Annotated in this window: 11 protein-coding genes; 2 read left to right on the top strand and 9 right to left on the bottom strand. The window is 69.7% G+C overall.

Translation table 11 applies throughout. The annotated features are described in order from the left end of the window. Nucleotides 1-3 precede the first annotated feature (3 nt). Both R9X41_RS15145 and R9X41_RS15140 read right to left on the bottom strand, forming a co-directional pair. On the bottom strand, nt 4-5034 hold the full coding sequence (locus R9X41_RS15145) for a non-ribosomal peptide synthetase (RefSeq protein WP_318631271.1): 5031 nt from the start codon (nt 5032-5034) through the stop codon (nt 4-6). Further along, nucleotides 5031-12311 carry a polyketide synthase gene (locus tag R9X41_RS15140; RefSeq protein ID WP_318631270.1) on the bottom strand — a complete coding sequence of 2427 codons (7281 nt, stop codon included), beginning with the start codon at nt 12309-12311 and terminating at the stop codon, nt 5031-5033. Before R9X41_RS15140 ends, R9X41_RS15145 begins: the two co-directional genes overlap by 4 nt. Nucleotides 12312-12853: 542 nt before the next feature. On the opposite strand from R9X41_RS15140, the gene R9X41_RS15135 reads away from it, so the two are divergent. Then, the gene (locus R9X41_RS15135) at nt 12854-13726 is read left to right on the top strand and encodes a class I SAM-dependent methyltransferase (protein WP_318631269.1); all 873 of its coding nucleotides are present in this window, start codon (nt 12854-12856) and stop codon (nt 13724-13726) included. A gap of 51 nt (nt 13727-13777) precedes the next feature. Further along, complete coding sequence (locus R9X41_RS15130) at nt 13778-14719, top strand: hypothetical protein (RefSeq protein ID WP_318631268.1); 942 nt, start codon at nt 13778-13780, stop codon at nt 14717-14719. A gap of 20 nt (nt 14720-14739) precedes the next feature. Here R9X41_RS15130 and R9X41_RS15125 read toward each other — a convergent pair whose 3' ends face one another. The 7 genes from R9X41_RS15125 to R9X41_RS15095 form a co-directional block, all read right to left on the bottom strand. After that, nucleotides 14740-15072, bottom strand: a complete 333-nt coding sequence (locus R9X41_RS15125) for a hypothetical protein (protein ID WP_318631267.1) — start codon at nt 15070-15072, stop codon at nt 14740-14742. Between the two features lie 368 nt (nt 15073-15440). Further along, nucleotides 15441-16046, bottom strand: coding sequence for an SCO family protein (locus R9X41_RS15120; RefSeq protein WP_318631266.1), 606 nt, complete (start codon nt 16044-16046; stop codon nt 15441-15443). Nucleotide 16047: 1 nt separating this feature from the next. Beyond that, nucleotides 16048-16524, bottom strand: a complete 477-nt coding sequence (locus tag R9X41_RS15115) for a hypothetical protein (protein WP_318631265.1) — start codon at nt 16522-16524, stop codon at nt 16048-16050. Further along, nucleotides 16521-21629, bottom strand: a complete 5109-nt coding sequence (locus tag R9X41_RS15110; protein WP_318631264.1) for a discoidin domain-containing protein — start codon at nt 21627-21629, stop codon at nt 16521-16523. Before R9X41_RS15110 ends, R9X41_RS15115 begins: the two co-directional genes overlap by 4 nt. A 247-nt stretch (nt 21630-21876) precedes the next feature. Continuing rightward, a complete protein-coding gene (locus R9X41_RS15105) occupies nt 21877-22800 on the bottom strand; it encodes a beta-1,6-N-acetylglucosaminyltransferase (protein WP_318631263.1) in 924 nt (307 codons plus the stop codon). 181 nt (nt 22801-22981) lie between these two features. After that, nucleotides 22982-24571: a sodium:solute symporter family transporter gene (locus R9X41_RS15100; protein ID WP_318631262.1), complete on the bottom strand. Its 1590-nt coding sequence runs from the start codon at nt 24569-24571 to the stop codon at nt 22982-22984. Further along, entirely contained in the window at nt 24568-24813 is a 246-nt protein-coding gene (locus R9X41_RS15095; RefSeq protein WP_318631261.1) for a DUF485 domain-containing protein, read from the bottom strand. Before R9X41_RS15095 ends, R9X41_RS15100 begins: the two co-directional genes overlap by 4 nt. Nucleotide 24814: the final 1 nt, after the last annotated feature.

The following is a 24814-nucleotide window of genomic DNA, read 5'->3' as shown; positions in this document are numbered from 1 at the left end:
GGCTCAGTTCCGTTGGCGCCAGCCGCCGAACATCCTGCCGATGCGGCGCAGACCGCTGCGGCCGGCCACCGGGCCGACGCCGCCCTTGCGACCCGGGGCGCGCACGTCTTCGACCGCGCGGGGCAGGTCGGCGGCGAGCTGGCCGAGGGTCTCGAAGAGGTAGCGGCGCGGCTCGGTGCGCACGCCCAGGACACGTTGGGCCTGCAGCACGGCGCGCATCACCAGCAGGGAGTCGCCACCGAGGTCGAAGAAGTTGTCGCCGGCGCGGATGCCGGCCGCGTCGATGCCCATCACCTCGGCCCAGACCGCAGCCAGGGCGGCATGCGGCGGGGGGGGCGCATCGGCCTGGGTTGGCTGCGGCTCGGCGGGCGCCGGATGCACCTGGGTCAGCCGCGCGGGCGGGCCGGCCTGCAGGCGCTCCAGGTAGGCGGCGCTCGGCGACTGGGCTGGCGAGCACAGCTCGCTGACCAGCGCCTGCGGCGACTGCGCCAGACGCGCCAGCAGCTCCAGGTAGCGGTCGCGCAGCCGGGCGCCGGTTTCGCGCAGGTAGATGTCGGCGTTGTAGACCAGCGCGCCCTGCAGGCCGCCGGCGGCGTCCATCAGCCAGAGGCCGAGGTCGTCGGTGGCGCCGCGCTGCATCAGCGGGATCGGGCTGGAGCGCATGTCGCCGATCGCCTGGCCGCGCGAGCGGATGTCCTGGAAGGTGAACATGGCCTGGTAGAGCCCGGCGCCCTTGGACCAGCGGGCGAATTCGGGCTCGGCCACCAGGCGCTCGAAGGGCACCTGCTGCAGCGGCATCAGCGCCATGAGTTCGCGCTTGATCTCGCGCAGGAAGGCGTCGATGCGCAGGCTCGCGTCGATCTCCACGGACACCGGCAGCACGTTGTTGAAAAAGCCCAGCACCGCTTCGGTCTCGGGCGCCTCACGGCCGCGCACCGGGGTGGCGATGGTGACGGCCTGCGTGCCGATGACGTCGCCCATCATCAGCGCGAAAACGCCAAAGGTGAGCATGCTGAGGGTGACGCCCATGGTGCGTGCGGCGCCGCGCAGCGCTTCGGTGGTGTCGGGGTCGATCTCGATCCACTGGGCGCCGCCCTGGCCGGTCATGCCGGCGCGGCGGGGCAGGTCGGTGCGCGGCGTGCGCGGCAGCGGCATGCGGGCGAAGCGCTCCTTCCACTGCGCCATCTGCGCGGCGTAGTCCTCGCTGGCCATCCATCCGGTCAGCCATTCGGCGTAGTCGCCGTGGCCGCAGGCCGGAGCCGGCAGCGTGTGCGACCGGCCGGCGAGCAGGGCCGGATAGATGGCGGCGAATTCGTCGCGGAAGATGTCGAAGGAAGCGCCGTCCCAGACGAGGTGGTGCGGCACGAACAGGAAGACGTGGTCGTCGGCGCCCATGCGGAACAGGGCGGCGTGCACCAGCGGTGCCTGGGCGATGTCGATCGGCCGGTCGGCCAACTCCTGCAGCCGGTCGAGCAGTTCGTGTTCGCGCTGGTCGTCGGGCAGGTGGCTCAGGTCGATCAGCGCCAGCGGCACTTCCACGCTTTCGGCGATGTGCTGCACCGCGTCGGCGCCGTCGCGGCCGAAGGCGGTGCGCAGCGCGGGCTGGCGGCGGGCGATTTCGGCGAGGGTGGCGCGGAAGGCGGCCAGGTCGAGCGGACCACGCAGCCGGCGGGCGGAGGGAATGTTGTAGACCGAGCGGCCGGGGTGCATTTCTTCGACGAAGCGGATGCGCTCCTGCGCCGGCGTGAGCGGCGCGCCACGGCGGCCGGGGCGGTGCGGCAGCGGTGCCCGGACGGCGGCCTGCGTGTCCTGCCCGAGCGCGGCGATGGCGCGGGTGAGCTGGGCGGCGGTGGGCGATTCGAAGAGCGTGCGCAGCGGCACCGTCAGGCCGAACTCCAGGCCCAGGCGCATCGCCAGCCGGGCCGCCAGCAGCGAGTGGCCGCCCATGGCGAAGAAGTCGTCGTGCATGTCCATGCCGGGCAGGCTGAGTACCTGTTCCATGGCGTGGAGCACGCGGGCTTCGTGGGCGTCGGCGGGCGCCACGCGGGCACTGCCGCCGCGCTGCGACAGGGCGGAGACGGCGGCGGCGTCGGGCACCGGCAGCGCGGCGCGGTCGATCTTGCCGTTGGGCAGCACCGGCAGGCTGTGAAGCACGACGATGTGCTGGGGAACCATGTAGCCGGGCAGGCGTTCGCGCAGGTGGTGGCGCAGCGGATCGAGATCGGTCGAGGCGCCGGGCGCCAGGGTGACGTAGGCCACCAGGCGCTGGTCGCCGGGCTGGTCTTCGCGGGCGATGACCACGCAGCGGGCGATGCCGGCGGCTTCGCAGCAGCGCATCTCGATCTCGGCGGGCTCGATGCGGTGGCCGCGCACCTTGAGCTGAAAGTCGAAGCGGCCCAGGTGCTCCAGCAGGCCGTCGTTGCGCCAGCGGCCGCGGTCGCCGGTGCGATAGAGGCGCACGGCGCCGCCCTGCAGGGGCCAGGTCACGAAGCGGTCTTCGGTGAGGTCGGGCCGCTCCAGGTAGCCGTTGGCCAGGCCGTCGCCGGCGATGCAGATCTCGCCGGGCACGCCGACCGGGCAGACCTGGTGGGCGGCATCGAGGATCCACACCTCGGTATTGCCGATCGGCCGGCCGATGGAGATGCCGCGCGCTTCGAGGTCGCCGCGCCGCACCTTCCACACCGTCGACCAGACGGTGGTTTCGGTGGGGCCGTAGACGTTCCACACCTCGGCGCAGCGGTCGAGCAGGTCGAGCGCCAGCGCGGCGGGCAGCGATTCGCCGCCGACCCAGCCGCGAAAGCCCGGGGCGCCGGGCCAGCCGACGTCGACCAGCAGGCGCCAGGTGCCGGGCGTGGCCTGCAGGATGGTGACGCGTTCGGCCAGCAGCAGGTTGGCCAGGCGCTGGCCGTCGAGGGCGATCTCGCGGTCGACCAGCACCACCTGGGCGCCGGCGGCCAGGGGCAGCAGCAGCTCGGCCACGGCGATGTCGAAGGACAGCGTGGTGACGGCGGCCAGGGTGTCGTCCATCGAGATGCCGGGCGCCTCCTGCATGGTCTGCAGCAGGTTGGCGACGGCGCGGTGCGGCACGCAGACGCCCTTGGGCCGGCCGGTCGAGCCGGAGGTGTAGATGACGTAGGCGTTGTCCTCGGGCCGGGCGTCCAGGACCGAGGGCGCCAGGGCCTCGCCCGGCTGCAGGTGCCAGGCGGTGTCGTGGTCGATCTCGAAGATGTGCATGGGCGCGTCGGCGCACCAGTGGCGCGGCGCCGAGGCGACGGTGGAGCTGGTCAGCAGCAGGTCGAGGCCGGCGTCTTCGGCGTACTGCTCCAGCCGCGCGGCGGGGAAGGACGGGTCCAGCGGCACGTAGGCGGCACCGCTCTTCAGGATGCCGAGCAGGGCCGCGACCATGTCGATGCCCCGCTCCAGGCACAGGCCCACCAGCCGGCCGCGGCCGATGTTGCGTGCGCGCAAGGCGCGCGCCAGGCGGTTGGAGGCGAGGTCGAGTTCGCCGTAGCTGCAGCGCATGGCGCCGTGGCGCAGGGCGGTGCGATCGGGTTCGGCGGAGACGCGGGCCATGAAGGCCGCCTGCATCAGCCGCTCGCCTTCGACGACGGTGGGCGCGGGCTGCAGCCGGCGCAGCGCCAGCTGCTCGGCGGGCGAGAGGACTTGCAGCAGGCCGAGTGCGGCGTCCGGCGTGCGGGTGGCCGAGCCCAGGATGGCGCGATACATGTCGAGCCAGCGCAGCACGGTGTCTTCGTCGAAGAGGTCGGTGTTGTACTGGAGGTGCAGCTCCAGGCCGCCACCGGCGACCGGCGCGATGTTGAGGAACAGCTCGAAGTTCTCGTAGGCGCGCGGCAGGGTGCCCAGCTGCACGTCGAGTCCGCCGAACGCGCCGGGGCGCACCCGGGCTTCGCCATCGAGGTTGAACAGCACGCTGACCAGCGGCAGGCGGCTGGCGTCGCGCCGCAGGGCGAGCTGCTCCAGCAGGCCGCCGTAGCCGACCGCCTGGTGTTCGTAGGCGTCCAGCACGGTGGACGAGGCCTCGCGCAGCAGGCCGGTGAAGGGGCAGGCCGAGGGCGTGCCGATGCGCAGCGGCAGCATGTTGACGCAATGGCCGACCAGGCCCGGCATGTCGTGCGGCAGCTGGCCGGCCGCGGGGATGCCGATCACCAGGTCTTCCTGGCCGGTGATGCGGTGCAGGGCGGCGGCGAAGGTGCTGAAGAGCACCACGAAGAGGCTCACGCCGCTGCGGGTGGCCAGGGCCTGGGCGGCGGTGGCCAGGCTCGCATCGAGCGACTCGCAGAGCCGGCGCGAACGGAAGGTGCGCACCGGCGGGCGGGCATGGTCGAGCGGCAGTTCGAGCACCGGCAGCTCGCCGCTGCCAAAGGTGCGCAGCCAGTAGTCGATGTGCGCTTGCATTTCGGGCTCGGACGCGGCCAGGCCTTCGCGCTGCGCGAAGTCGCTGTAGAGGGGCGCCGGCGGCAGGGCGGCGGGGCCGGCGCCGGGGCGGGCCGGGTAGAGCCGGCCGAGCTCGTCGACGATGACCGACCACGACCAGCCGTCGCAGGCGATGTGGTGCGCCGACAGGATGAGCTGGTGGTGCGTGGCCGACAGCCGGCAGATGACGGCGCGAAACGGCGGGCCCTTTTCCAGGTCGAACGGAATGTGGGTGGCGAGCTGGTGCAGCTCCTCCAACAGCGCGTCGCGGGCCGGCCCTTCGAGGGCGGAGAGGTCGCTCTCCAGCACTTCGAAGAATTCGTCCGGATGGGCGATGAACATCCAGGCGCCGTCGGCCGAGATGGCCGAGCGCAGCGACTGGTGGCGGCTGACGACGGTGCGCAGCGCCTGTTCGAGCGCGCCGGCGTCGAGCTCGCCGTGCAGGTCGATCACCATCGATTCGTTGTAGGCGAGCGTGGCTTCCTCGCAGAGCTTGGCGCCCAGCCACAGCTCGCGCTGGGCGGCGGTGGTGCGGCAGACGTCCTGCAGGAGGCCGCCGTCGGTGTCGGTCTCGGCCATGGGTTCGGTACGGGCGTTCATTCGGGCACCTTCACGAAACGGGCGGCGCCGCTGGCGTCGGGAACGAACCAGGCCGGCCGGCCGTTCTCGTCGCGGCCGGGGCGTGCGCCGGGAATCGGTGGCTGCGCGGGGTCGAAGGCGCGGCTGGTCGGCACACGCTTGGGCAGGAAGCCGGCTTCCTGCATTTCGGCCACCGATTCCTTCAGGGCCGATTTGATGGTGGCGATGTCTTCGGCCGTGTGGGCGGTGGTGAGGAAGCAGGGGAAGTTGTCGAGGATGTGCACGCCCCGGCTGCGCATCATGGGAAAGAGCAGGTCCTGCAGCGGATGGTCTTCCTGCCAGTGCAGCCGCCACAGCGAGGAGAAGTAGCGCACCTCCAGCGGCGCGCCGGCCTCGATGCAGAAGGCGTTGAGCTCGTCGGCCATGGCGGCGGTGTGCAGGTTGAGCTGGTCCTGCAGCGTGGGGCCCATCTTCTTGAGGTGGGTCAGCGCGGCCTTGGCCGCGGCCAGGGCCAGCGGATGGCGCACGAAGGTGCCGGCGAAGTAGGTGACGCCGACCGAGGGGGTGGAGTCGTCGCCGTACTGCCAGCCACCGCCGTCGAGCGCGTCCATGTACTGGCTGCTGCCGGCGATGACACCGACCGGGAAGCCGCCGCCGATGACCTTGCCGTAGGCGACCAGGTCGGCGCGTACGCCCAGCACCTGCTGCGCGCCGCCGAGGCTGGCGCGGAAGCCGGTGATGATCTCGTCGAAGATCAGGCAGGTGCCGCTGGCCTCGGTGAGGGCGCGCACGGCATGCAGGAATTCGCGCGGCTGGAAGTCCGGCCGGCGGCTCTGGATCGGTTCGACCAGCACGGCGGCCAGCTCGTCGGCATGCTCGGCGATGAAGGCCAGCGATTCGGGCGTGCCGTAGTCGAGCACCCGCACGTCGCCGAACATGCCGGGCATGACGCCGGGCACCGCCGGCAGGCCCTGGCCGTTGCGGCCGGCGCGCACCAGCACTTCGTCGAAGGTGCCGTGGTAGGAGCCGGTGAACAGCACCACCAGGTGGCGGCCGGTGACGGTGCGGGCGATGCGCAGGGCGCCCATCACGGCTTCGGAGCCGGTGTTGCAGAGCGCGGCGCGGTCGTGGCCGGTGAGGTCGCAGATGAGGCGGGTGACGTCGGCGGCCAGCGGATGCTGCGGGCCGATCTCGTAGCCGGCGTCGAGCTGGCTGCGCACCGCGTCCTGCACGAAGTCCGGCTGCCAGCCGAACATGTTCATGCCGAATCCGTTGAGCACGTCGACGTATTCGTTGCCGTCGATGTCCCAGAGGCGCGAGCCCTTGGAGCGCTCGATGACGACCTGGTAGGTGATCTCCTTGGTGGCCGGGCGGAAGCCGTTGACCGCGCGCGGGTCGGCCATGTGTTCGCGGTTGTCCTGGGTGAAGGCCTTGCTGCGCGGGGTGCGTTCGGTGTAGCGGCGCACGAAGGCGTTGAGCCGGGTCTGCTGGCGCTGGCTGAGTTCGCGTTTTTCGGAGTGGATGCGGGCGATGGCGCCGAAGGCCTTCTTGGCGTCGTATTTCACCGGTTCGGCGGCAGCGGGCGCGGCTTCGACCGGCGGCTGGGAAACGGCTGCGGACGGTGCCGCCGGCTCGGCGCCGATCAGCATGCGCAGCTGGCGCTGCATCAGTTCCATCTGGTCGATCAGCAGTTGCTGCAGCTCGGCGCGGCCTTGCGGCTCGGCGATGCCGGCTGCCGGGCGGGCGGCGGCCAGCGGCGCCGGGCGTGCCGGCGCGGCGGGCTGCGGCAGGCTCACCAGCGGCGCCAGGTGGGCGGCCAGGGCGTCGAGGCTGCGGCAGCCTTCCATCAGCTGGCGGAAGGTGACGGCGACCTGGAAGCGCTTCTTGATCTGGGTGGCGACCTGGGTCAGCGTGAGCGAATCGAAGCCGAGTTCGCTGAACGGCGTGTTCGACGTGGCGGTGGACAGGTCGGCGCCGGAGACGTCCTCGAACAGTAGGCGTAGCGCGGGCAGGAGCGCGGCGCCCGGTGGGCCGGCGGTGGACGAGGCATCGTGCATGGGCGTTTCCTGGAGGTGGGGCGATACGGTTTCCGGTGCGGTGCCGGTCAGGGCGGCGGCGGCGACGGGCGCGGCGATGTCGATCCAGCAGCGCACGCGTTCGAAGGGGGTGGTGGGCAGCAGCACACGGGCCTTGCGGGCACGGCGGTCGAGCAGGCCGAGGTCGATCGGCACGCCCAGCGTCCACAGGCGGCCGGCGGCCAGGCGCCAGGCACGGGTTTCGAGCTGGGGCCGGTCGCCGAGCAGCGATACGGCGGCGGGCACGGCCTTGGTGTCGGGCTGGCGGTGCTGGCGGATCAGGGTGGCGAGCGTGTTGCGCGGGCCGACCTCGACGAAGACCGGTGCGGCCAGGCCCCGCAGCACGGCGCGCACGGCCGGCGAGAAACGCACGGTTTCGCGCAGGTGCCGGGCCCAGTAGCCGGGGTCGGTCGCCTCGCTGTCTTTCAGCAGGGCGCCAGTGAGCGTGGAGAAGATCGGGGTCGTCGGCGCGCGCAGTTCGACCTGGCGCACCAATGCCTGGAAAGGCAGCACGGCCGCGTCCATCATGGCCGAGTGGAAGGCGTGCGAGGTCTGCAGCAGGCGGCTGTCGACGGCGTCGGCGGCCAGGGCGGAGCGAAAGCGCGCGACGGCGTCGGCCGGGCCTGCGACGACACAGGCGCTGGGGCCGTTGTCGGCGGCCAGGGCCAGCTCGGGCTCGGTGGCCAGGCGTTGCAGCACGGCGTCGGCCGGCAGGCGCACCGACAGCATCTGGCCGCCGGGCAGGGCCTGCATCAGCGCACCGCGGCGGGCCACCAGCCGGGCGGCGTCGCGCAGGCTCATCACGCCGGCGAGCACCGCCGCGACGAATTCGCCGACGCTGTGGCCGATGAAGGCGACCGGCTTCACGCCGAGCGAGAGCAGGCAGCGGGCCAGGCCGTATTCGAGCGCGAAGGTGGCGGGCTGGGTGACCGAGGTCTGCTCCAGCGCGCCGGGTTCGGCCGAGAAGAGGCGCTCGCGCAGGTCGAAGTCGAGCACTTCGCCGAAGGCGGTGAGGCATTCGATGAAGGCGGCGCGGAAGGTGGGCTCGGTGACGTAGAGGTTCTCGCCCATCAGCGTGTACTGCGCGCCCTGGCCGGGGAACACCAGCACCGGCTGCGGCACGCCGGCAGGTGCCGTGCCGGTGGCGCGTTCGGCCGCGTCGGCGTTGCGCAGGGTAGCGATGGCTTCGGCCCGGTCGGCGGCGACCAGGGCGCAGCGGTACGGCTGGGTCTTGCGGCCGGTGTAGAGCGTGTGGGCCACATCGGCGAGCGCCAGGCCGTCGTGGCGCTCCAGGTGGGTGGCCAGGTTCTGCAGGGTGGTCGACAGGGCGGCCTCCGAGCGGGCGGAGAGCACCAGCAGTTGGGGGCCGTCGGCGCGGTCGGCGGGCAGTGCGCGCGGGGCTTCTTCCAGGATCAGGTGGGCGTTGGTGCCGCCAACGCCGAAGGAGCTGACGGCGGCGCGGCGCGGTTCGCGGCTGCGCGGCCAGGGTTGGAGTTCGGCGCTCACCCGGAACGGCGTGCGGCCGAAGTCGATCGCCGGGTTGGGCTGGGTGAAATGCGCGGTGGGCGCGATGACGCCTTCGTGCAGCGACAGCGCCGCCTTGATGACGCCTGCCGCGCCCGCGGCGGTGACCAGGTGGCCGACGTTGCTCTTGAGCGAGCCGATGGTGCAGTAACCGATGTCGGCACCGAGCTCGCCGCCGGTGGTCGCGCCCTGGTCCTGCCAGGCGCTGCGCAGGGCTTCGATCTCCACCGGGTCGCCCATCGGCGTGGCGGTGCCGTGTGCTTCCACGTAGCCGATGCTGCGCGGATCGATGCCGGCCGACTGCAGCGCGGCGCGGATCACGGCGGCCTGGCCGTCGATGCTGGGCGCGGTGAAGCTGGCCTTGGCGCCGCCGTCGTTGTTGACCGCCGCCGAGCGGATCACCGCGTAGACGGTGTCGCCGTCGGCCTGGGCGTCGGACAGGCGCTTCATCAGCACCACGGCGGCGCCGTCGCTGAAGACCGTGCCCTGGGCCGCCGCGTCGAAGCTGCGGGTGTGGCCGTCGGGCGAGAGCATCGAGCCTTCCTGGTAGAGGTAGCCGCTGCGCGGTGGGCAAGTGATGGAAACACCGCCGGCCAGGGCCAGGTCGCACTGGCCGCCGCGCAGCGCGTGGAAAGCCTGGGCGATGGCCACGGCCGAGGTCGAGCAGGCGGTGTTGATGCTCAGCGCCGGGCCGGTGAGGTTGAGCCGGTGCGCGGTGCGGGTGGCGAGGTAGTCCTTCTCGTTGGCCAGCATCACCTGGAATTCGCCGACCGCGCCCACCAGGTCGGGGCGGCTCTGCACGTGGTGTCGGAAATAGCTGGCGTTGTGCATGCCGCCGAACACGCCGACCCGGCCGGGGGCCTGGTCGGGCACGTAGCCGGCGCGCTCCAGCGCTTCCCAGCAGATCTCCAGGAACACGCGCTGCTGCGGGTCCATCAGCTGCGCCTCGCGGGGGCTCATGCCGAAGAAGGCGGGATCGAAGTCCTCGACGTTGCCGAGCACGCCGCGTGCACGCACGTAGGCGGGGTCGGCGCGCAGTTCGGGGGCGACGCCGGGGTCGAGCTCGGCGTCGTCGAAGAAGCTCACGGTGTCGCGGCCGGCGAGCAGGTTGGCCCAGAACTGCTCCACGTCGGCAGCGCCGGGAAAGCGGCCGGCCATCGCCACCAGGGCCACCGGCTCCAGCGGGTCGATGGTGGCGCGGGTGCCCGCCGAGGTGGCGGCGGCGGTCGGGCTGCTGTCGAGCTGCTCGGCCAGCGCCTTGGGCGTGGGCAGGCGGAAGAACAGGTTGGCCGACAGCGGGCGCGGCCTGCCGGGCTGCAGGGCGGCCAGCACTTCGAGCACGGTCAGCGAGTCGCCGCCCAGATCGAAGAAGTTGTCGTGGCGGCCCACCTGGGCGATGCCCAGCGCCTGGGCGAAGGCGACGCAGATTTCTTCTTCGGTGGTGCCGCGCGGCTCTTCGTAGGACTGGGCCAGCAGCGGGCGCGCCATGGAGGCCGGCGGCAGGGCGCGGCGGTCGAGCTTGCCGTTGGGGGTGACCGGCAGGCGGGCGAGCCAGACGCAGGTCGAGGGGAGCATGGCCGGCGTCAGGCGCTTGGCCATGTGCGAGCGCAGGCTGCTCCAGCTCGGTGCCCGGCCTTGCGCCACCAGGTAGATGACCAGGCGGGTGCGGCTGCGGCCGTCGGCCTGGGCCACCACCGCGCAGGAACGCACGCCGGGATGGGTGAGCGCGGCGGCCTCGACCTCGGCGGTCTCCACGCGGTGGCCGCGGATCTTGACCTGGCCGTCGGCGCGGCCCAGGAACTCGACCGTGCCGTCGGGCAGCCAGCGCGCCAGGTCGCCGGTGCGGTAGAGCCGGTCGCCGGCAGCGCCGAAGGGGTCGGCGACGAAACGCTCGGCGGTCATCGCGGGCTGGCCGACATAGGCGCGCGCCAGGCCGCGTCCGCCGATGCAGAGTTCGCCCACCATGCCTTGCGGCAGCATCGCCAGCGAGGGGCCCAGGATGCGCAGCGTGGTGTCGCGGATCGGTCGGCCGAGCGGCACCGACACCGCGTCTTCGGCGAGGTCATTCGCAATACGGTGGACCGTGGCGAAGGTGGTGCATTCGGTCGGGCCGTAGCCGTTGGAGAGTGCCAGGCCGGGCAGGGCGGCCAGGGCGCGGCGCACGCGCGGCACCGACAGCGCCTCGCCGCCGATCACCAATTGGCGCAGGCCGGCAAGGCGTGTCGGGTCCATGTCGACCACGGCGTTGAACAGGCCGGCGGTGAGCCAGGCGCTGCCGACGTGGTGCCGCTCGATGGTGCGGGCCAGGCCGGCGCCGGTGGGCACGGCTTCGTCGTGCACCACGCAGCGGCCGGCGTTGAGCAGTGGCGCCCAGATCTCCAGCGTGGACGCGTCGAAGGCCAGCGGCGCGGCATGCAGAAAGCCTTCGCCGGCCGGCAGTTCGAGGTAGTCGATGCCGACGACCAGCCGCAGGATCGAGCCGTGGCGGATCTCGATGCCCTTGGGCGCGCCGGTCGAGCCCGAGGTGTACATGACGCAGGCGAGCGACTCGGCGCCGCCGTGATCGGCGGGTGACGGTGGCTCGGTTGCTGTCTCGGCTTCGCTCGCGTCCACGGTCATGTCGACCGCCATGCCGGCGTGGCCGGGCGGCACGTGGTGCAGTTCGCTGGAGCGCACCAGCACCAGGCGGGCGCCGGCCTGCTCGAGCATGAGGGCGCAGCGCTCGGGCGGGAAGTCGGTCGACAGCGGCAGGTAGGCCGCGCCGCTCTTGAGGATGGCCAGCAGGCTGGTGACGGCGGCGACCGAGCGGTCCTGCAGCACGCCGACCGTCTGGCCGGCGCCGATGCCGCGGCGGCGCAGGCGCAACGCCAGGGCGTCGGAGCGACGCTCCAGCTCGGCATAGCTCAGGCGGCTGTGCACGTCTTCCACCGCGATGCGGTCAGGGTGGGCGGCTGCCTGCCGGGAAAAGACCCCGTGCACCGTGAGGTTCTCGTCCCAGGCGCTGTGCGGGCGCATCCACTGGCGGCGCTGCAGTTGCTCGTCGGCCTTGGAGAGCGTGCGCAACTCGGACAGCCGGGCGGCGGGGCGCGAGAGCATGTCGCGGGCGGTGTCGACGACGGCTGCCAGGAGCTGCTCGGCAGCGCGCTGGCTCACGACGGTGCTGTCGGCCCACAGGTGCAGCTCGGCGGCTTCGCGGCCGGCGGGCTTGATCCAGAAGCGCAGGCCGGCAGCGGGCGTGCCCGCCGTTGCTTCGCCATCGGCCCAGAGCGCGGCGCGATCGGTGGCGGTGGCGGTGGTGCGGCCGGTCGTTTTGTCGGCCGGCAGCTGCATGCGGCTGCGTTGCACTTGGACAAGCCAGCCGTGCGCCGGGGTGTCGAGGTCGACGGCCAGGGTTTCCAGGAGCACGCGGCTCGCATCGGCAGGGCGTGGGCGGCGTTCTTCGTGGAGCGTCGCGGTCGTGCGGCCGGCCCAGCGGGCCTGCAGAAAAAGCCAGGCACCGAGCAGCACGGCATCGGCCGGAGCGTCGACGCCCAGACCCGCCTTGGCGCAGTCGGCAAGGAAGTCATCGTCGAGTGCGAGCCGTGCCCGCAGGCCCGCCGGACCCGCGGTTTCGTGGTTTTCCGGCGAAAGCAGATCGAATATGGATAATCCGATTGTTTCGCCGCTGCCGGCGTTGAGTTTAAAGGCGGAATTTTCCATACGATTTTGGGCAGGAAAATAGAAAACGTTCACGGTGCTACCCGCTGGTTAATCGGTCCTGGGAGCGCATCTCTGAAATATCTTGTCGCAATCCTAGGTGTTGTCCTGATGCTTGCAATTCAATTTTTGGCCAACTTACAAACAGAAATAGTTGTTGCGGGATTGTTCTACCCAATCTACCGATGACGAGGTAGTGCCTACCTATACGCCACCCTCTGCCGATAGTCAGTTCGAATGGAAGCTGTCTGTAAAACGTAAACGGGCTGGGTCGATGATCCCCTCGTTCAGAGGGAAGTCGGTTTGTGGGAAGGCTGGAGAGAACGTGCAGGCATCCGCACGGATGACTGCACCTTGCGCTTTACATACCTAGGGAAAACCCTTGAAATTGGGGAGGGTCGGGGTAGAAACATGTTGCCGCAGGTGTAACTAGAGGCAATGTCGCTATCATTGCTGGAGAACCGAAAAATAGAATTCATCGACATCGCGGTAAACACGCCGTGGCTTGAGTCTTTAAAGTCAATATCTACATCACGGAGTTCAAAATGGTTCTGAATGATGTTCTTGTGCCTGGTTTTAGACTGAAACGCAGGGGCCGCTATCTCGAAGCGGAACTCAAGAAGGTTTCCGACGGCCTGCTGGCCAACGCCACCTATTTCGGTAATACCGAATGGGCGCAGGAATATCTGACGTATTGCCACCGCGATGACCACTTCAAGAGCCGCTGGATGGCCGCCGGCGGCGACTGGACCGACAAGGTGGTGGTCGACCTGGGTTGCGGGCCGGGCAACGTCTTCGCCAACCTGGGCGGCAAGCCGAAGCTGTTGGTGGGCGTCGACGTGGCGGCCGGCTCGCTGGAGATGGCGGCCGACCTCGGGTACCAGGCGGTGCTGGCCGATGCCGCCGACGTTCCGCTCAAGTCAGGCTTCGCCGACATCGTGGCCATCAATGCGTCGCTGCACCATTGCGACGACATGGCGGCGGTGCTGCGTGAAGGTGCGCGCCTGCTCAAGCCCAACGGCCTGCTGATCACCGACCACGATCCGCAACTCACCGCCTGGGACTACAAGGGCGTGGCCAAGCTCATGTGGAATGCGCGGCTGTGGATCTACCGGGTGACCGGCCATGGTTTCCACAAGTCCGGTCCGCAGCAGGACTGGGGTCTGCGCACCGAGATCCACCATCGTCCGGGCGACGGCCTGACCGAGGCCTTCTTCCGCCGCACGCTCAATCCGCTCGGCTTCGAGGTGAAGGTGTATGCGCACAACCACCAGATCGGCGCCGAGGCGCTGGCCGGCACGGTCGGCCCGGCCGACTGGAAATACCGCCTGGGCAACCTGCTCTCCGGCCGCCGGCCGGGTGCGGCGACCAGTGCGTTGTCGCTGATGTGCATCGCGCGCAAGCTGCCCGGCGATTGAGTCCTTGCCGGGCGGCATCCCGCCCTTGGCGTCAACCCTTGGAATCCACCAGTGGCCCAGCAGCAATCGCAGGTCGACGGGCACCTATCGAAAGAGGGGCGTTCGAAGTGGTCGGCCGTCGGCAGCACGCCCTTCGAGTTTCGGCATCGGCTGGCCGACCATCCGCTCTTTTCCATCGCGCGCCTGGCGGCCTTGTCGGAGCGGGTGTTCGAGCGCCAGGACTGGCGGCGTTATTTTCACGAGCGCGACCACCGGGTTCCCAAGGACGTGCTGCGCCGCCGCTTGCGCGACCAGATCCTGGACATCGCCGACACCGGCCGCTGTCTGGCGCTGCATTACGTCGACGAGCTCGACTCCGAATACGAGCGGCTGTTCGACGAGCTGATCACCGACCTGGAGTCGCTTTGCGGCAGACCCCTGCGCAAGCTCATGGCGTGGAGCGGCATGTCGGTGTTTCTGAACACGCCGGCGTGCCGGTCGCCGTACCGCTTCGACCACGAGACCAATTTCCTGCTCCAGGTGAGCGGCCGCGACGGCGTGATGGTGACGCCGCGCACCGACCGCATGCCCACCGAGGAGGAACTGGAAAGCTTCTATTCCAACAACCAGGCGCTCGCGGATCGGGAGAACGCCGAGAACCTGGAATCGGCGCAGCACACCCGCTTCCAGCTCGAACCCGGAACCGGAGTGCACCACCCGCCACTGGCGCCGCATCGGTTCGAGAAAGGCGCCGATGTCTCCATCAGTCTGGCCATTTACTACACCTTGCCGGAGGCCGAATATCGGGCGCGCATCTACCAGGTGAATCATTGCCTGCGACAAATGGGTTTCCGGCCCCGGCCACCGGGAGAATCGTTGTTTCTGGATTCGACCAAGGAGCGCCTGGTGCGCGTGTTTACCGTTAGGAATCCGGCCACTCGCGACGAAATGCTTTATTCAGGCATCACGCGTTTGACCGCGCCATTTCGCTGGCTGCGTAAATCATGCCGATAAAGCCGGTCGCGATCGATGCGTCAGGTGAGCCAGAGATTGGCGCGGAACGGGCTGCTGCAGGCATTGAAGGGCGGAAGCGCTTCGGCGCGCGGCACCATCTTGGGCACCAGCGAGCAGGCTTTTTGCTCATGCTCCCTCTGGAGCAGGATCGCCAGCAGCCGCTGGCTGTTCGCGCGCTTGGCCTTGTTTTCGCACTCGGAGCGAAACAGCGGCCGGGTCGACAGCAGCTTTTCAGCACCGCGCAGAACGAGAAAGTCCTTGCAGTTGGCGCAGCAGGTGTAGATGAAATCCGGCAGCCGATCCAAATCGATCGACGCGGGTCCCTGACACAACAAGCAATGGCCTCTTTTCATGGGAAACGTCCAATGTCAAAAGGAAATCGATCATCGCTGGCGCCATCCCTGTTTTATTAACGGGCCGTTCACCAATATCCGGTGGGTACCGGGAGGTAATGGTGATCAGCCTGTTCGCGCAGCATCCGTTGACCAAATGTCACATGCTTGTGGAACGGTCGCAATAGACCAAAAGGATCAATCATGTAACGCCGATAGTTTTTCTGATCGGCAGGGTTAAACGTCATCTGGCTTGGCCGTTTGCAAATGCGGTGTGGATGGCCGAAGAGCAGTCAATACCCAAAACAGGTGAAATCGACGGCGGGTCCGTGACTTAATGCATTGGAAGCCGCGGGTTTCTACTTGGGTGGTCGATGGGCGCATGCGATTCATGCGCCGCTGGTCGCCAGCTCGCCCAGCAGGCGGGTGAGTTCGGCGGTGGTCGGATAGTCGACGGTGCGCAACACCAGTCGTGACTTGCGGTCGAACAGGTAGACCTGCGCCGTGTGGCGGTCGGGGCCAGCGCGGCGTCCCTGCAGAAAGTCGAGCCAGGCGTCGAGTTCCGGCACTGGCGGGCTGGCGGCCTTCCAGCGCGGGCCGGCGTCGAAGCGCTTGAGCCAAGCGCTCAAGGCCTTGGGGTCGTCGCCCAGCGGATCGATGCTCAGCGAGAGCAACTGCACGTCACCGGCCAGGGCCGGCGAGGCGCTCACGCGGCGGTCGAGTTCGGCGAAGAGCGCACCCTGGATCGGGCAGATAGCGCTGCAGCCGGTGAACATGAGCTGCAGCGCGGTGATGCGGCCCTGCAGCAGGGCGCTGGCGGCGAGCGGCCGGCCGTCGTGCATGCGCAAGGTGCGCGCGGGCACGGACAGGGGCGGGGACACCGGGCCGCTCACGTTATGGGCCTGGGCGACCGATCCGGTGCCGGAGCCCAGCAGCAAGGCGGCGGTGCCCAGCAGGGTGCGTCGCAGGTGAAGGTCGACGTGCGGTTCGGTCATGTCAGCTCCCGGTGATGGGTCGTGTGAGCCAGGCCCAGAGCGCGGCGCACTGGGCGTCGTCGACCTGGTAGCGCGGCATGGTCTGGTCGATGAGCACGTCGGCCGGATCGATGCCGTCGCGCAGCAGGCGGCACAGGCTGGCCGCGTCGTAGGCCGAGGGCGGGCCACCGCGCCGGGGGGTGAGGCGCTGCAGCGCGCCGCCCTGTACGGGCGTGCCGACGGCGTTGGCGGCCGCCGTGGCCGCATGGCAGTTGACGCAGCGGGTGGCCGCGACCGGCAGGCTCGTCGGATGGCCCGCGAGCCGGCCGGCCACGGGTGGCTGGCTCGGCGATTCCTCGCCGTGGAACAGGGCACGACCCCAGTCGGACTGCCGCTGCCGCTCGGCGCGATCCATCGATTCGCGGACCAGCACCGCCACCACCGCGATCACCGTCGCCGCCAAGGCCAGGAGCGCCGTGCGACGCGCTCGGGGACTCATTGGGCGCCGAAGTTCACGGTCTTGGTGGCGGTGGCGGGACCGAGGTCGAGCAGGCGGCCCTGGGCCACCGGTGCGCCCCAGTTCACGCCGTCGCTGGACACGTAGAAGCGGTAGCTGTTGATGGTGCCGTTGACGTTGCCGTGGCTGTCGCGCGGCCGCATGCGAAAGCCCGTGATGTCGCGCACGGCGCCGGTGTCGATGACGATCCAGTGCGGTATCGGCACGTCGCCGCTCGACCAGCCGGTGTGCCAGATGGTGGCGGGGTCGCCGTCGAGCACGTTGCTCGCGGCGCCGTTCTCGCCGGTGGTTTCCTGGCTGTCGACGGCGCGCACGGTCCAGCCGACGCGGCTGGCGATGGCGCCGGCCATGTCGAGCAGGTCGAATTCGGCCATGGAGGTCCAGGGCTGGTTGTTGACCTCGGAGATCGCCTCCAGCCGCACGTAGCGGCCGCGCGCCACGGTCTGGCCGGGCTCGGTGCCGCCGATCTGCCGCACGAAGGCGGCGACGGAGGCGAGGTCGGTGCTGGAGAGCGCCGGCAGCGTGGTGTGGGCGTTGATGGCGGCCTCGATGCTGGTGGCCGAGCCGTTGTGCAGGTAGGGCGCGGTGGCCCAGACGTCGCGCAGGGTCGGGATGTCGATGCCGGTCAGCGGGCCGCCCGAGCGCAGGCCGCTGCTCGTCCGCAGGGTGCCGACGTCCTGGAGCGTGCCGGCGGCGCTGTTGGTGAAGCTCGCGCCGCCGTGGCAGCTGACGCACTGGGCGGCGAACACGCTGCGGCCGGCCTGCGCCTGGGTGGTGAGCGTGCCATCGGTCATGCGCATCGGGCTGGGCGCGAAGCTGTCGAGCGACTGCAGGTAGGCGGCCAGGGCGTCGAGGTCGGCGCTGAGCCCGGCCTTGGGGTCGCCGAGCGGCTGGGCGCGGGTGCCGACATTGAGCAGGGCGTCCGGCAGCAGGCCGGTGCCGCCGGCGAGTGCGCGGATCTGGATCTCGAAGTCCTGGATCTCGTCCATGTTGCCGCTCCAGTGCAACCGGCCCTGCGCACCGGCCCGGCCGCGCAGGCTGGCGGTGTTGCGCAGGCCTTCGCCGAGGCTGCGCAGGTCCCAGGTGCGGCCGTCGGTGCCGCCGTCGCTGTGGCAGGAGGCGCAGCTCATGTAGGAGTCGCGGGCCAGGCGCGGGTCGCGGGCGTCGTAGAAGAGCTGCTTGCCCAGCAGCACCTGCGGCGCAAGCTTTTCGGTGCCGACCGAAGAGAAGGTGTCGATGAGCGGCAGGCTGATCTGCCCGCGCTGCACCAGCGGGGCGAGGTTGTAGGCGCTGACGCTGCGGTCCATGAAGTTCATGACCAGCAGCGTGAGCCCGTCGCCGGATACGGCCAGGCCCTGCGGCGCTCGGCCGCTGTCGACGCGGAACAACTCGCGGCCGCTCACCGGGTCGACCACCGCGATGTGACGGCTGGTTTCCAGGGCGGTGAACAGGTAGGCGCCGGTGGGGTGGAACAGGCTGGCGCTGGCCAGGCTGCTGTTGTCGTAGTCGAGGCGCCGCGCGTAGTCCTCGGCGGCACTGGCCAGCACGATGCGCGAACCGATGGCGCGCACGGTGTTCTGGAAGTCCAGATCCAGGCCGTCGCGCAGCTTGCCGCGGTAGATGTTGTCCTGCTTGGACGGTATCCACGCCGACACCCCGTCGGGCGAGATGGCCGGCGCGCCGAGGTAGTTGGGCACGCCGCGTCCCTGCACGGTGCTGTCGGCCTTGGCGCTGTGGCGCAGTACGGTGGTCGAGCGCAGGGCCAGGGGCGAGGTGCCGACCGACCAGACCTGGCCGCCGGCGAGCACGCCGTTGGTGTCGGGCCGCACGGTGAGCGTGCTTTCGCCGGGCTGCGGCGGCGTGACGAAGCGCGGCATCCACAGGCGCGTGCCGTCGGCCGTGATGGCCATGTGGCGTGGCGGGCCTGCCAGGGTGAGCGTGGCCAGCGTGTTGCCGGCGGTATCGAGCTGCACCACGCGGTTGGTGGCCTCGAGCGTGACGTAGATGCGATCGCCCTGCGGCGAGGCGAGCACGCCCCAGGGTTGCGAGGCCACGGGCAGGGTCACCGTGCGGACCACCGCGCGGGTGTCGCTGTTGAGCACGGTGACGGTGCCGCTGTCGCGGTTGGTCACCCACACCTGGCGCAGGCTGGCAACGATGGCCAGGGTGCGCGGTGCCTTGCCCACCGCCACTTCGGCGATCTTGGCGTGTGTCGCCGAATTGAAGACGGTGACGGTGTCGTTGTCGGGGTTCACCACCCAGATGCGTGCCGGCTGCGAGGCGGTGGCCGGCTCCCAGGCGATGGGACTGGTGGCGCGGCCGAGCCCGGCCGGGGAGACCGGCCCGGCGACCGCCTGCATGAAGGTGTAGACGGTGACCTGGCGGTCGGCGCCGCGCACCTGCACCGTGACGTTGTAGATGCCGGCCGATGCGAAGGTGCGGCTGGCGGTGGGCGAGCTGACGAAGGCGGTGGGCGTGCTGCCGTCGCCGAAGTCCCAGGAGAATTCCAGGCCGGCGGTGCCGCCGGGCACCTGCGCGGTGAAGTTGGCGGTGCCGCCGGCCGAGACCACCGGTGCGGTCACGGTCGGTTTGGGCGGAGCCTGGTCGACGATGCGCCAGGTGAAGCTGGCCGTGGCGAACGCGCCGTCCTGGTCGGTGACCCGCACGGTGACGGTGTAGACGCCGTTGGCGGTGGGCACGCCGGTGATGGCGCCGCTGTCGGCACGGATGGCCAGGCCCGGCGGCAGGTTGGTGGCGGTGTATTGCAGCGTGGCGGTGCTGTCGTCGGTCGCCACCAGGTCGAGCGCGGCCTGGGTGTCGACGTAATTCATCTGGTCGCCGGGGTCGCGCAGCACCGGGGCGTAGTTGGGCGCGGTGCCGCCGACGTTGAACAGCACGGTCTTCTCGGCCGCGTTGTTGGGGTCGATGTCGCGCAGGTCGCCTTCTGCTACCGGGTTGCCCCACTGCACGCCGTCGGCGCTCACATAGACGCGGTAGCGCGCGAAGGTGCCGTTGCCGCCGCCCGGGCGTGGCGCATAGCGCAGCCCGCCCAGGCGCTGGGCCTCGCCCATGTCGATCACCATGTAGTGCGGCAACGGCGCCTGCGCGGCGAACCACTGCGAATGCCAGAAGGTGGCGTAGTTGCCGTCGAAGGCCAGCGCGGCGATGGCGTTCTCGCCGGTGCCTTCCTCGCTGTCGGCCGAGATCTTCCAGGCCGAGCGGTCCATGACCTGGCCGGCGCTGTTGAGCAGGTTGAGCTCCGACATCGCGCCCCACATGGCGCCGTTGATTTCGCTGACCTGCTCGAACTTGAGGAAGCGCACCACGCCGGGCGTGTTCACGCTCCACTGGAAATCGGTGCTGACCGCGCCGGTGGAGTTGGTGGCCAGCACGGTCACGCTGAAGGAGCCGGGCGCGGTCGGCGTGCCCGACACCGTGCCCAGGGCCGGGTCGTAGGCCAGGCCCGGCGGCAGGCCGCTCACCGAGAGGGTGGTGGCGCCCGGTGCCTGCAGCGCGAAGGAGATGGCGCCGCCGACCAGCGCGCGCTGGTTGGAGATGGGCGCGAGCGTGGGCAGGTCGCCCGCGGCGCCGGCGCCGATCGAGACCACCTTGGCGACCGAGGGCACGCCCTGGTCGTTGAGCGCGAACAGCATGTAGAGGCCGGGGATCGCCCAGCCCGGGTTGGTGGGCACCGAGAGCGTGTAGACGTTGGCGTCGCCGCGCTCGAAGCGCAGCGACAGGCGGCGCTGGTCGTTGTTGACCGTGTGCGTGGTGGACGACATGCGCACCAGCGCGAACGACACCACCGGGCTGTCGAGCGTGACCTGCATGGTGGTGCCGTAAAGCGCCGAGGCCGGTGCCGCGGTGATGACCGGGCGGGTGGCGGGCGAGCCGTCGGCGTTGAGCAGGTAGTGCGGGGTGTAGATCTGGTAGTCGGGATGGTTGGCCTGGCAGCCCTGGCCGCACAGGCCGCTGCCGGTGGAGATGACCCGCGCATCGGGCAGCAGCAGGGCCACGCTGTGGTAGTTGCGCGGCGAGGTCATGGGCGCCAGGGTGGTGAAGGTCTCGGTGACCGGGTTCCACAGCTCTGCGCGCAGCACCGAGGTGTTGTCGGAGAAAGGCACCGGATAGCTCTGGCCGCCGACCACCATCACCTCGCCGTTGGGCAGCACCACGCTGTTGTGGAAGGCGCGTGCGTACTGCATGGGCACGGTGGCGCGCACCTTGGCGCCGGCGCGGATGTCGATGACGTAGCTCGCGGCCGTGGCGTTGGCGTTCTCGTAGGCCGGGCCGCCACCCACCTTGAGAATCTTGCCGGTGTCGTACATGACGGCGTTGCCGCTCATGCTGTCGCCGTCGTCGGCGCGGTTGCCGGCCGGCATCACCCGGCCGTTGCCGGTGGTCTCGATCCAGTGCATGGCCTTGCTCGGGCCGGCGTGGAAGACCTGGCCGTTGCCCGCCGGAATCAGCCACATGTGGTTGTCGGAGCGGTACACGCCAACCGGGTCGCTGGTGAGGAAGTTGTCGACCTGCACCCCGGGCAGCAGGTTCCAGCCGGCCGCCGCCGTCCAGATCTCGGCGTGCTTGCCGCCCTGGCCGCCCGCCCAGGAGCCGCCGAGCGTGAAGATGGAGCCGTCGCGCAGCAGGGTGTTGGCCTGGTAGGCACGCGGGATCTTGAGTTCGCCCGCCACGGTCCAGATGTTGGTGGCCGGGTCGTAGATGGTGGTCTTGGCCGCGTTGGAGCCGCCGCTGACCAGGATGCGGCCGTCCGGCAGGTTGGTGGTGCCGGGGCAGAACATGTTCTGGCCGGTGGTGTTGAGGAACTGCTCGGAGACGCTGCCGGTGGAGGGGTCGAGCACGGCGGTATAGGACTGTCCGACGACGCCGAAGGCGAAGCGGTCGTCGGCCGACCAGAGCAGCACCTTGCCGTCGGGCAGGTTGGCGGCCGAGGAGGGCACCAGCGGCAGCGGCGTGACCGGCCCCCAGACGCCCGATGCCGGGTTGGCGGTGATCTCCGCCAGGATGCTGCGCCGGGCTGCGGCGCCGCTGGCGGCCGGGTCGCTCCCGCCGCCGCAGGAGACCAGCATCCATCCGCAGGCCGCCCATGAGAGCGCTCGTGCCGTCCATCGTTCGAGTGTCACAGCGACCTCCCCCACTAGTTGAGGGAAGTCTCCGATCTGGCTGCTGGAACCACAATTCCCAACACAAGGTATATAAATGTACGGTTCTGGATGTGCGTTACGACTCGAGACGCGGCGGAACCAAGACGGTGGTTGAACTTGCGCGATTTCCAAGCCGGATAAGCGGAGGTTACCGACAAGTGCAATAAGTGAGTCAAATTGAAACCGCGACCCGTTGCAGGCTTGGAAGCGCGTTCATTTCGACCCGACGGGGTGCCGCATTGCCGGTCATTTCATCGAGCTTGTCGCACAGCCCCTGCTCACGCGCCGAGCCCACCTTGCGCACGAACCAGCAGCCCGAGTCGATGATTTCGGCCAGGTCACCCACATGGAACCAGCGGGCCAGCGAGTCGTCGATGAGGTGCAGGTTGTTGGCGTCCCAGACGCCCCGGCCGGTCACGGGCTGCATGGTGCGGTGCAGATGGGAGTTGGCCAGCAGGGTGTGGAAGTAGATCTCGTCCGGCGCCTTCGAAAAGCGCAGGAAGCGGGTGATGCGGGCTTCTTCCGGATGCGAGGCCAGCAAGCTCAACGCCTCGTGGTTGAGCGCCCACCATTGCGAGCCGAAGCACCAGTTGGCATAGAGCGGATATCGGCGCCGCGCCAGCTTGCCGCCGGCCTGCAGCACGCCCCGGATGAAGCGTGCCGCGGTGAACTTGCGCCCGTCCACGGGGAAGTCTTCGTAGAACCACAGGTGCTGCATGCGCTGGTTGAGCTTGACCGTGGTGTTCAGCGGAATCGTCTTGATGAAGTTGCGATCGGCGTTCGCTGCCGAGAAGGCCTGGAACTCGGCCAGCGATTTCGCCGGATAGCAGCTGCCCGAAAGCAGCACGAAGTGGCTGACGTCCGCCGCTTCGGTGTGCGCCAGGGCGGTGCGCATGAGCTCGAGCGTGGCGTTGACCTGCGAGATCGCGCCCCAGCGCACGTCCACACGATCCTGCAGGTAGACGATGCGATCGTCGTCCAGCAGGAATTCGGAGAGGCTGGACTTGGCGTCGACATGCACGAAGCACTTGCCGACGTTGACCAGCATGCGCAACAGACGCTTCGCCTGGGCTGGATCCGCGTGGACCAGAAGCATGAACACGGGTTGCATTTCGGTCCCTTTCTGCTGAATTGCCGGCGGACTCGGGCGGTGGCGGCGACGCCACGCCCTCCCGCGCGATGGAAGTCCGATTCAGCTTAGTCGGGGCTGTGTATTTCTCGCAATTGTTGTAACCAAGTTAATACAAATGAAACGGAGCGCAGGGTAACTACGTGGATCAGGCCATAGACGCGTTACGCGGCACCGCGACCCGGGCGCTGAGCACGCTGCCGACATAGCATCCCAGGAAGGCCAGCGGTACGGTCACGAGTGCTGGCGGGTCGAGCGTGATCAGCGGCTGGGCGTGGCCGAGCACCTTCACCCAGACCGAGGGACCCATTACCGTGAGCGCCAGCGAGCCCGCGATGCCGAGGCCACCGCCGAGCACCGCACCGAAGGAGGTGAGCTTCTTCCAGTAGATCGCCAGCAGCAGCACCGGAAAGGTCGACGAGCAGGCGATGGAGAAGGCCAGGCTGATCATGTAGGCCACGTTCTGGCCCTTGAAGGCGATGCCGAGCAGTACCGCGAAGGCGCCGAGCACGACGGTGGCGATGCGCACGATGCGGAACTCCTCGGCCTGCGACGCGGCCCGGCGCTTGAAGATGGCGCCGTAGATGTCGTGGCTGATGGCCGAAGCGCCCGACAGCGTGAGCCCGGCGACCACCGCCAGGATGGTGGCGAAGGCCACGGCCGAGACCACGCCGAACATCACGTCGCCGCCGAGGATGTGCGACAGGTGCAGCGCGGCGGTGTTGCCGCCGCCGAGCGGTGCGCCCTTGGCGTCGAGGTAGGCCGGGCTGGCGCGCACCAGCGCCAGGGCGCCGAAGCCGATGATGAAGATCAGCGCGTAGAAGCCGTTCATGAAGATCGCCGCCCACATCACCGAGGTGCGTGCGGCGCGCGCGTCCTTGACGGTGAAGAAGCGCATCAGCACGTGGGGCAGGCCGGCGGTGCCGAACATCAGCGCCAGGCCCAGCGAGAAGGCCGACCACGGGTCGCGCGCCATGGTGCCGGTGCCCAGGATGTCGGCGCCGCGCGGATGCACCTGGATGGCGCTCGCCAGCAGGTGGCCGAAGTCGAAGTCGAAACGCCGCAGCACCAGCACCGCCATCAGCACGCCGACGCCGAGCATCAGCACCGCCTTGACGATCTGCACCCAGGTGGTGGCGAGCATGCCGCCGAAGACGACGTAGAGAATCATCAGCGCGCCCACCAGCATGATCGCGACGGCGTAGTCGATGCCGAAGAGCAGCTGCACCAGCTGGCCCGCCCCGACCATCTGGGCGATGAGATAGAAGCACACGATGGTGAGCGAGGCGCAGGCCGAGAACACCCGCACCCCGTTGCCCGGCAGCTTGGCGCAGACGACATCGGTGAAGGTGTACTTGCCGAGCTTGCGCAGCTTGCCGGCCATCAGGAACACCACCACCGGCAGGCCGGTGGTGTAGCCGATGGCGTAGTAGAGGCCGTCGAAGCCGGCGCCGAAGACCAGCGCGGTGAGCCCGAGGAAGGCGCCTGCGGACAGCGCGTCGCCGGTGATCGCCAGGCCGTTCTGGAAGCCGGTGATGCCGCCGCCGGCGGCGTAGAAGTCGCTGGTGGACGTGGTGCGGCGGGCGGCCCACCAGGTGATGCCCAGCGTGATCAGGATGACCACGGCGAAGAGCGACAGCGAGGTGGCGCTGGCCTGCGGGGCGTGCGTGGCCGCTGCGCTCTGCGCGCCGGCGGCGGTCGCCAGCAGGCCGGCGAGGAGGATCGCGATGGTTTTCATTTGGAAATCGCGCCCCGGTTGGTGAGCAGCACGTAGGTGATCGTCAAGACGATGCCCGTGGCGATGACGGCGGCGCCGCCGTAGAAGATGCCGGGGATATCGCCGGCGGATATCGACGAAGTGGACGCCTTGCGGCCGAAGGCGCAGCAGGCCACGAACGAGAAATAGGCCACTACCTGGACCGCCGTCAGGCACAGGCCCAGTCCCATCTTTTCGTCGTCGGGTTCGAATGCAGTCGACATG

It is taken from the genome of Xylophilus sp. GOD-11R, from assembly GCF_033546935.1.
Taxonomy (GTDB): Bacteria; Pseudomonadota; Gammaproteobacteria; order Burkholderiales; family Burkholderiaceae_C; genus Xylophilus.
Note: the sequence above shows the minus strand (reverse complement) of the source record. Positions and strands in the feature narration are given on the sequence as shown.

Coding starts and splice junctions, on each gene's coding strand:
- R9X41_RS15145 (WP_318631271.1), bottom strand. CDS start 5,034: ATGAACGCCCGTACCGAACCCATGGCCGAGACCGACACCGACGGCGGC.
- R9X41_RS15140 (WP_318631270.1), bottom strand. CDS start 12,311: ATGGAAAATTCCGCCTTTAAACTCAACGCCGGCAGCGGCGAAACAATC.
- R9X41_RS15135 (WP_318631269.1), top strand. CDS start 12,854: ATGGTTCTGAATGATGTTCTTGTGCCTGGTTTTAGACTGAAACGCAGG.
- R9X41_RS15125 (WP_318631267.1), bottom strand. CDS start 15,072: ATGAAAAGAGGCCATTGCTTGTTGTGTCAGGGACCCGCGTCGATCGAT.
- R9X41_RS15120 (WP_318631266.1), bottom strand. CDS start 16,046: ATGACCGAACCGCACGTCGACCTTCACCTGCGACGCACCCTGCTGGGC.
- R9X41_RS15115 (WP_318631265.1), bottom strand. CDS start 16,524: ATGAGTCCCCGAGCGCGTCGCACGGCGCTCCTGGCCTTGGCGGCGACG.
- R9X41_RS15110 (WP_318631264.1), bottom strand. CDS start 21,629: ATGCTGGTCTCCTGCGGCGGCGGGAGCGACCCGGCCGCCAGCGGCGCC.
- R9X41_RS15105 (WP_318631263.1), bottom strand. CDS start 22,800: ATGCTTCTGGTCCACGCGGATCCAGCCCAGGCGAAGCGTCTGTTGCGC.
- R9X41_RS15100 (WP_318631262.1), bottom strand. CDS start 24,571: ATGAAAACCATCGCGATCCTCCTCGCCGGCCTGCTGGCGACCGCCGCC.
- R9X41_RS15095 (WP_318631261.1), bottom strand. CDS start 24,813: ATGTCGACTGCATTCGAACCCGACGACGAAAAGATGGGACTGGGCCTG.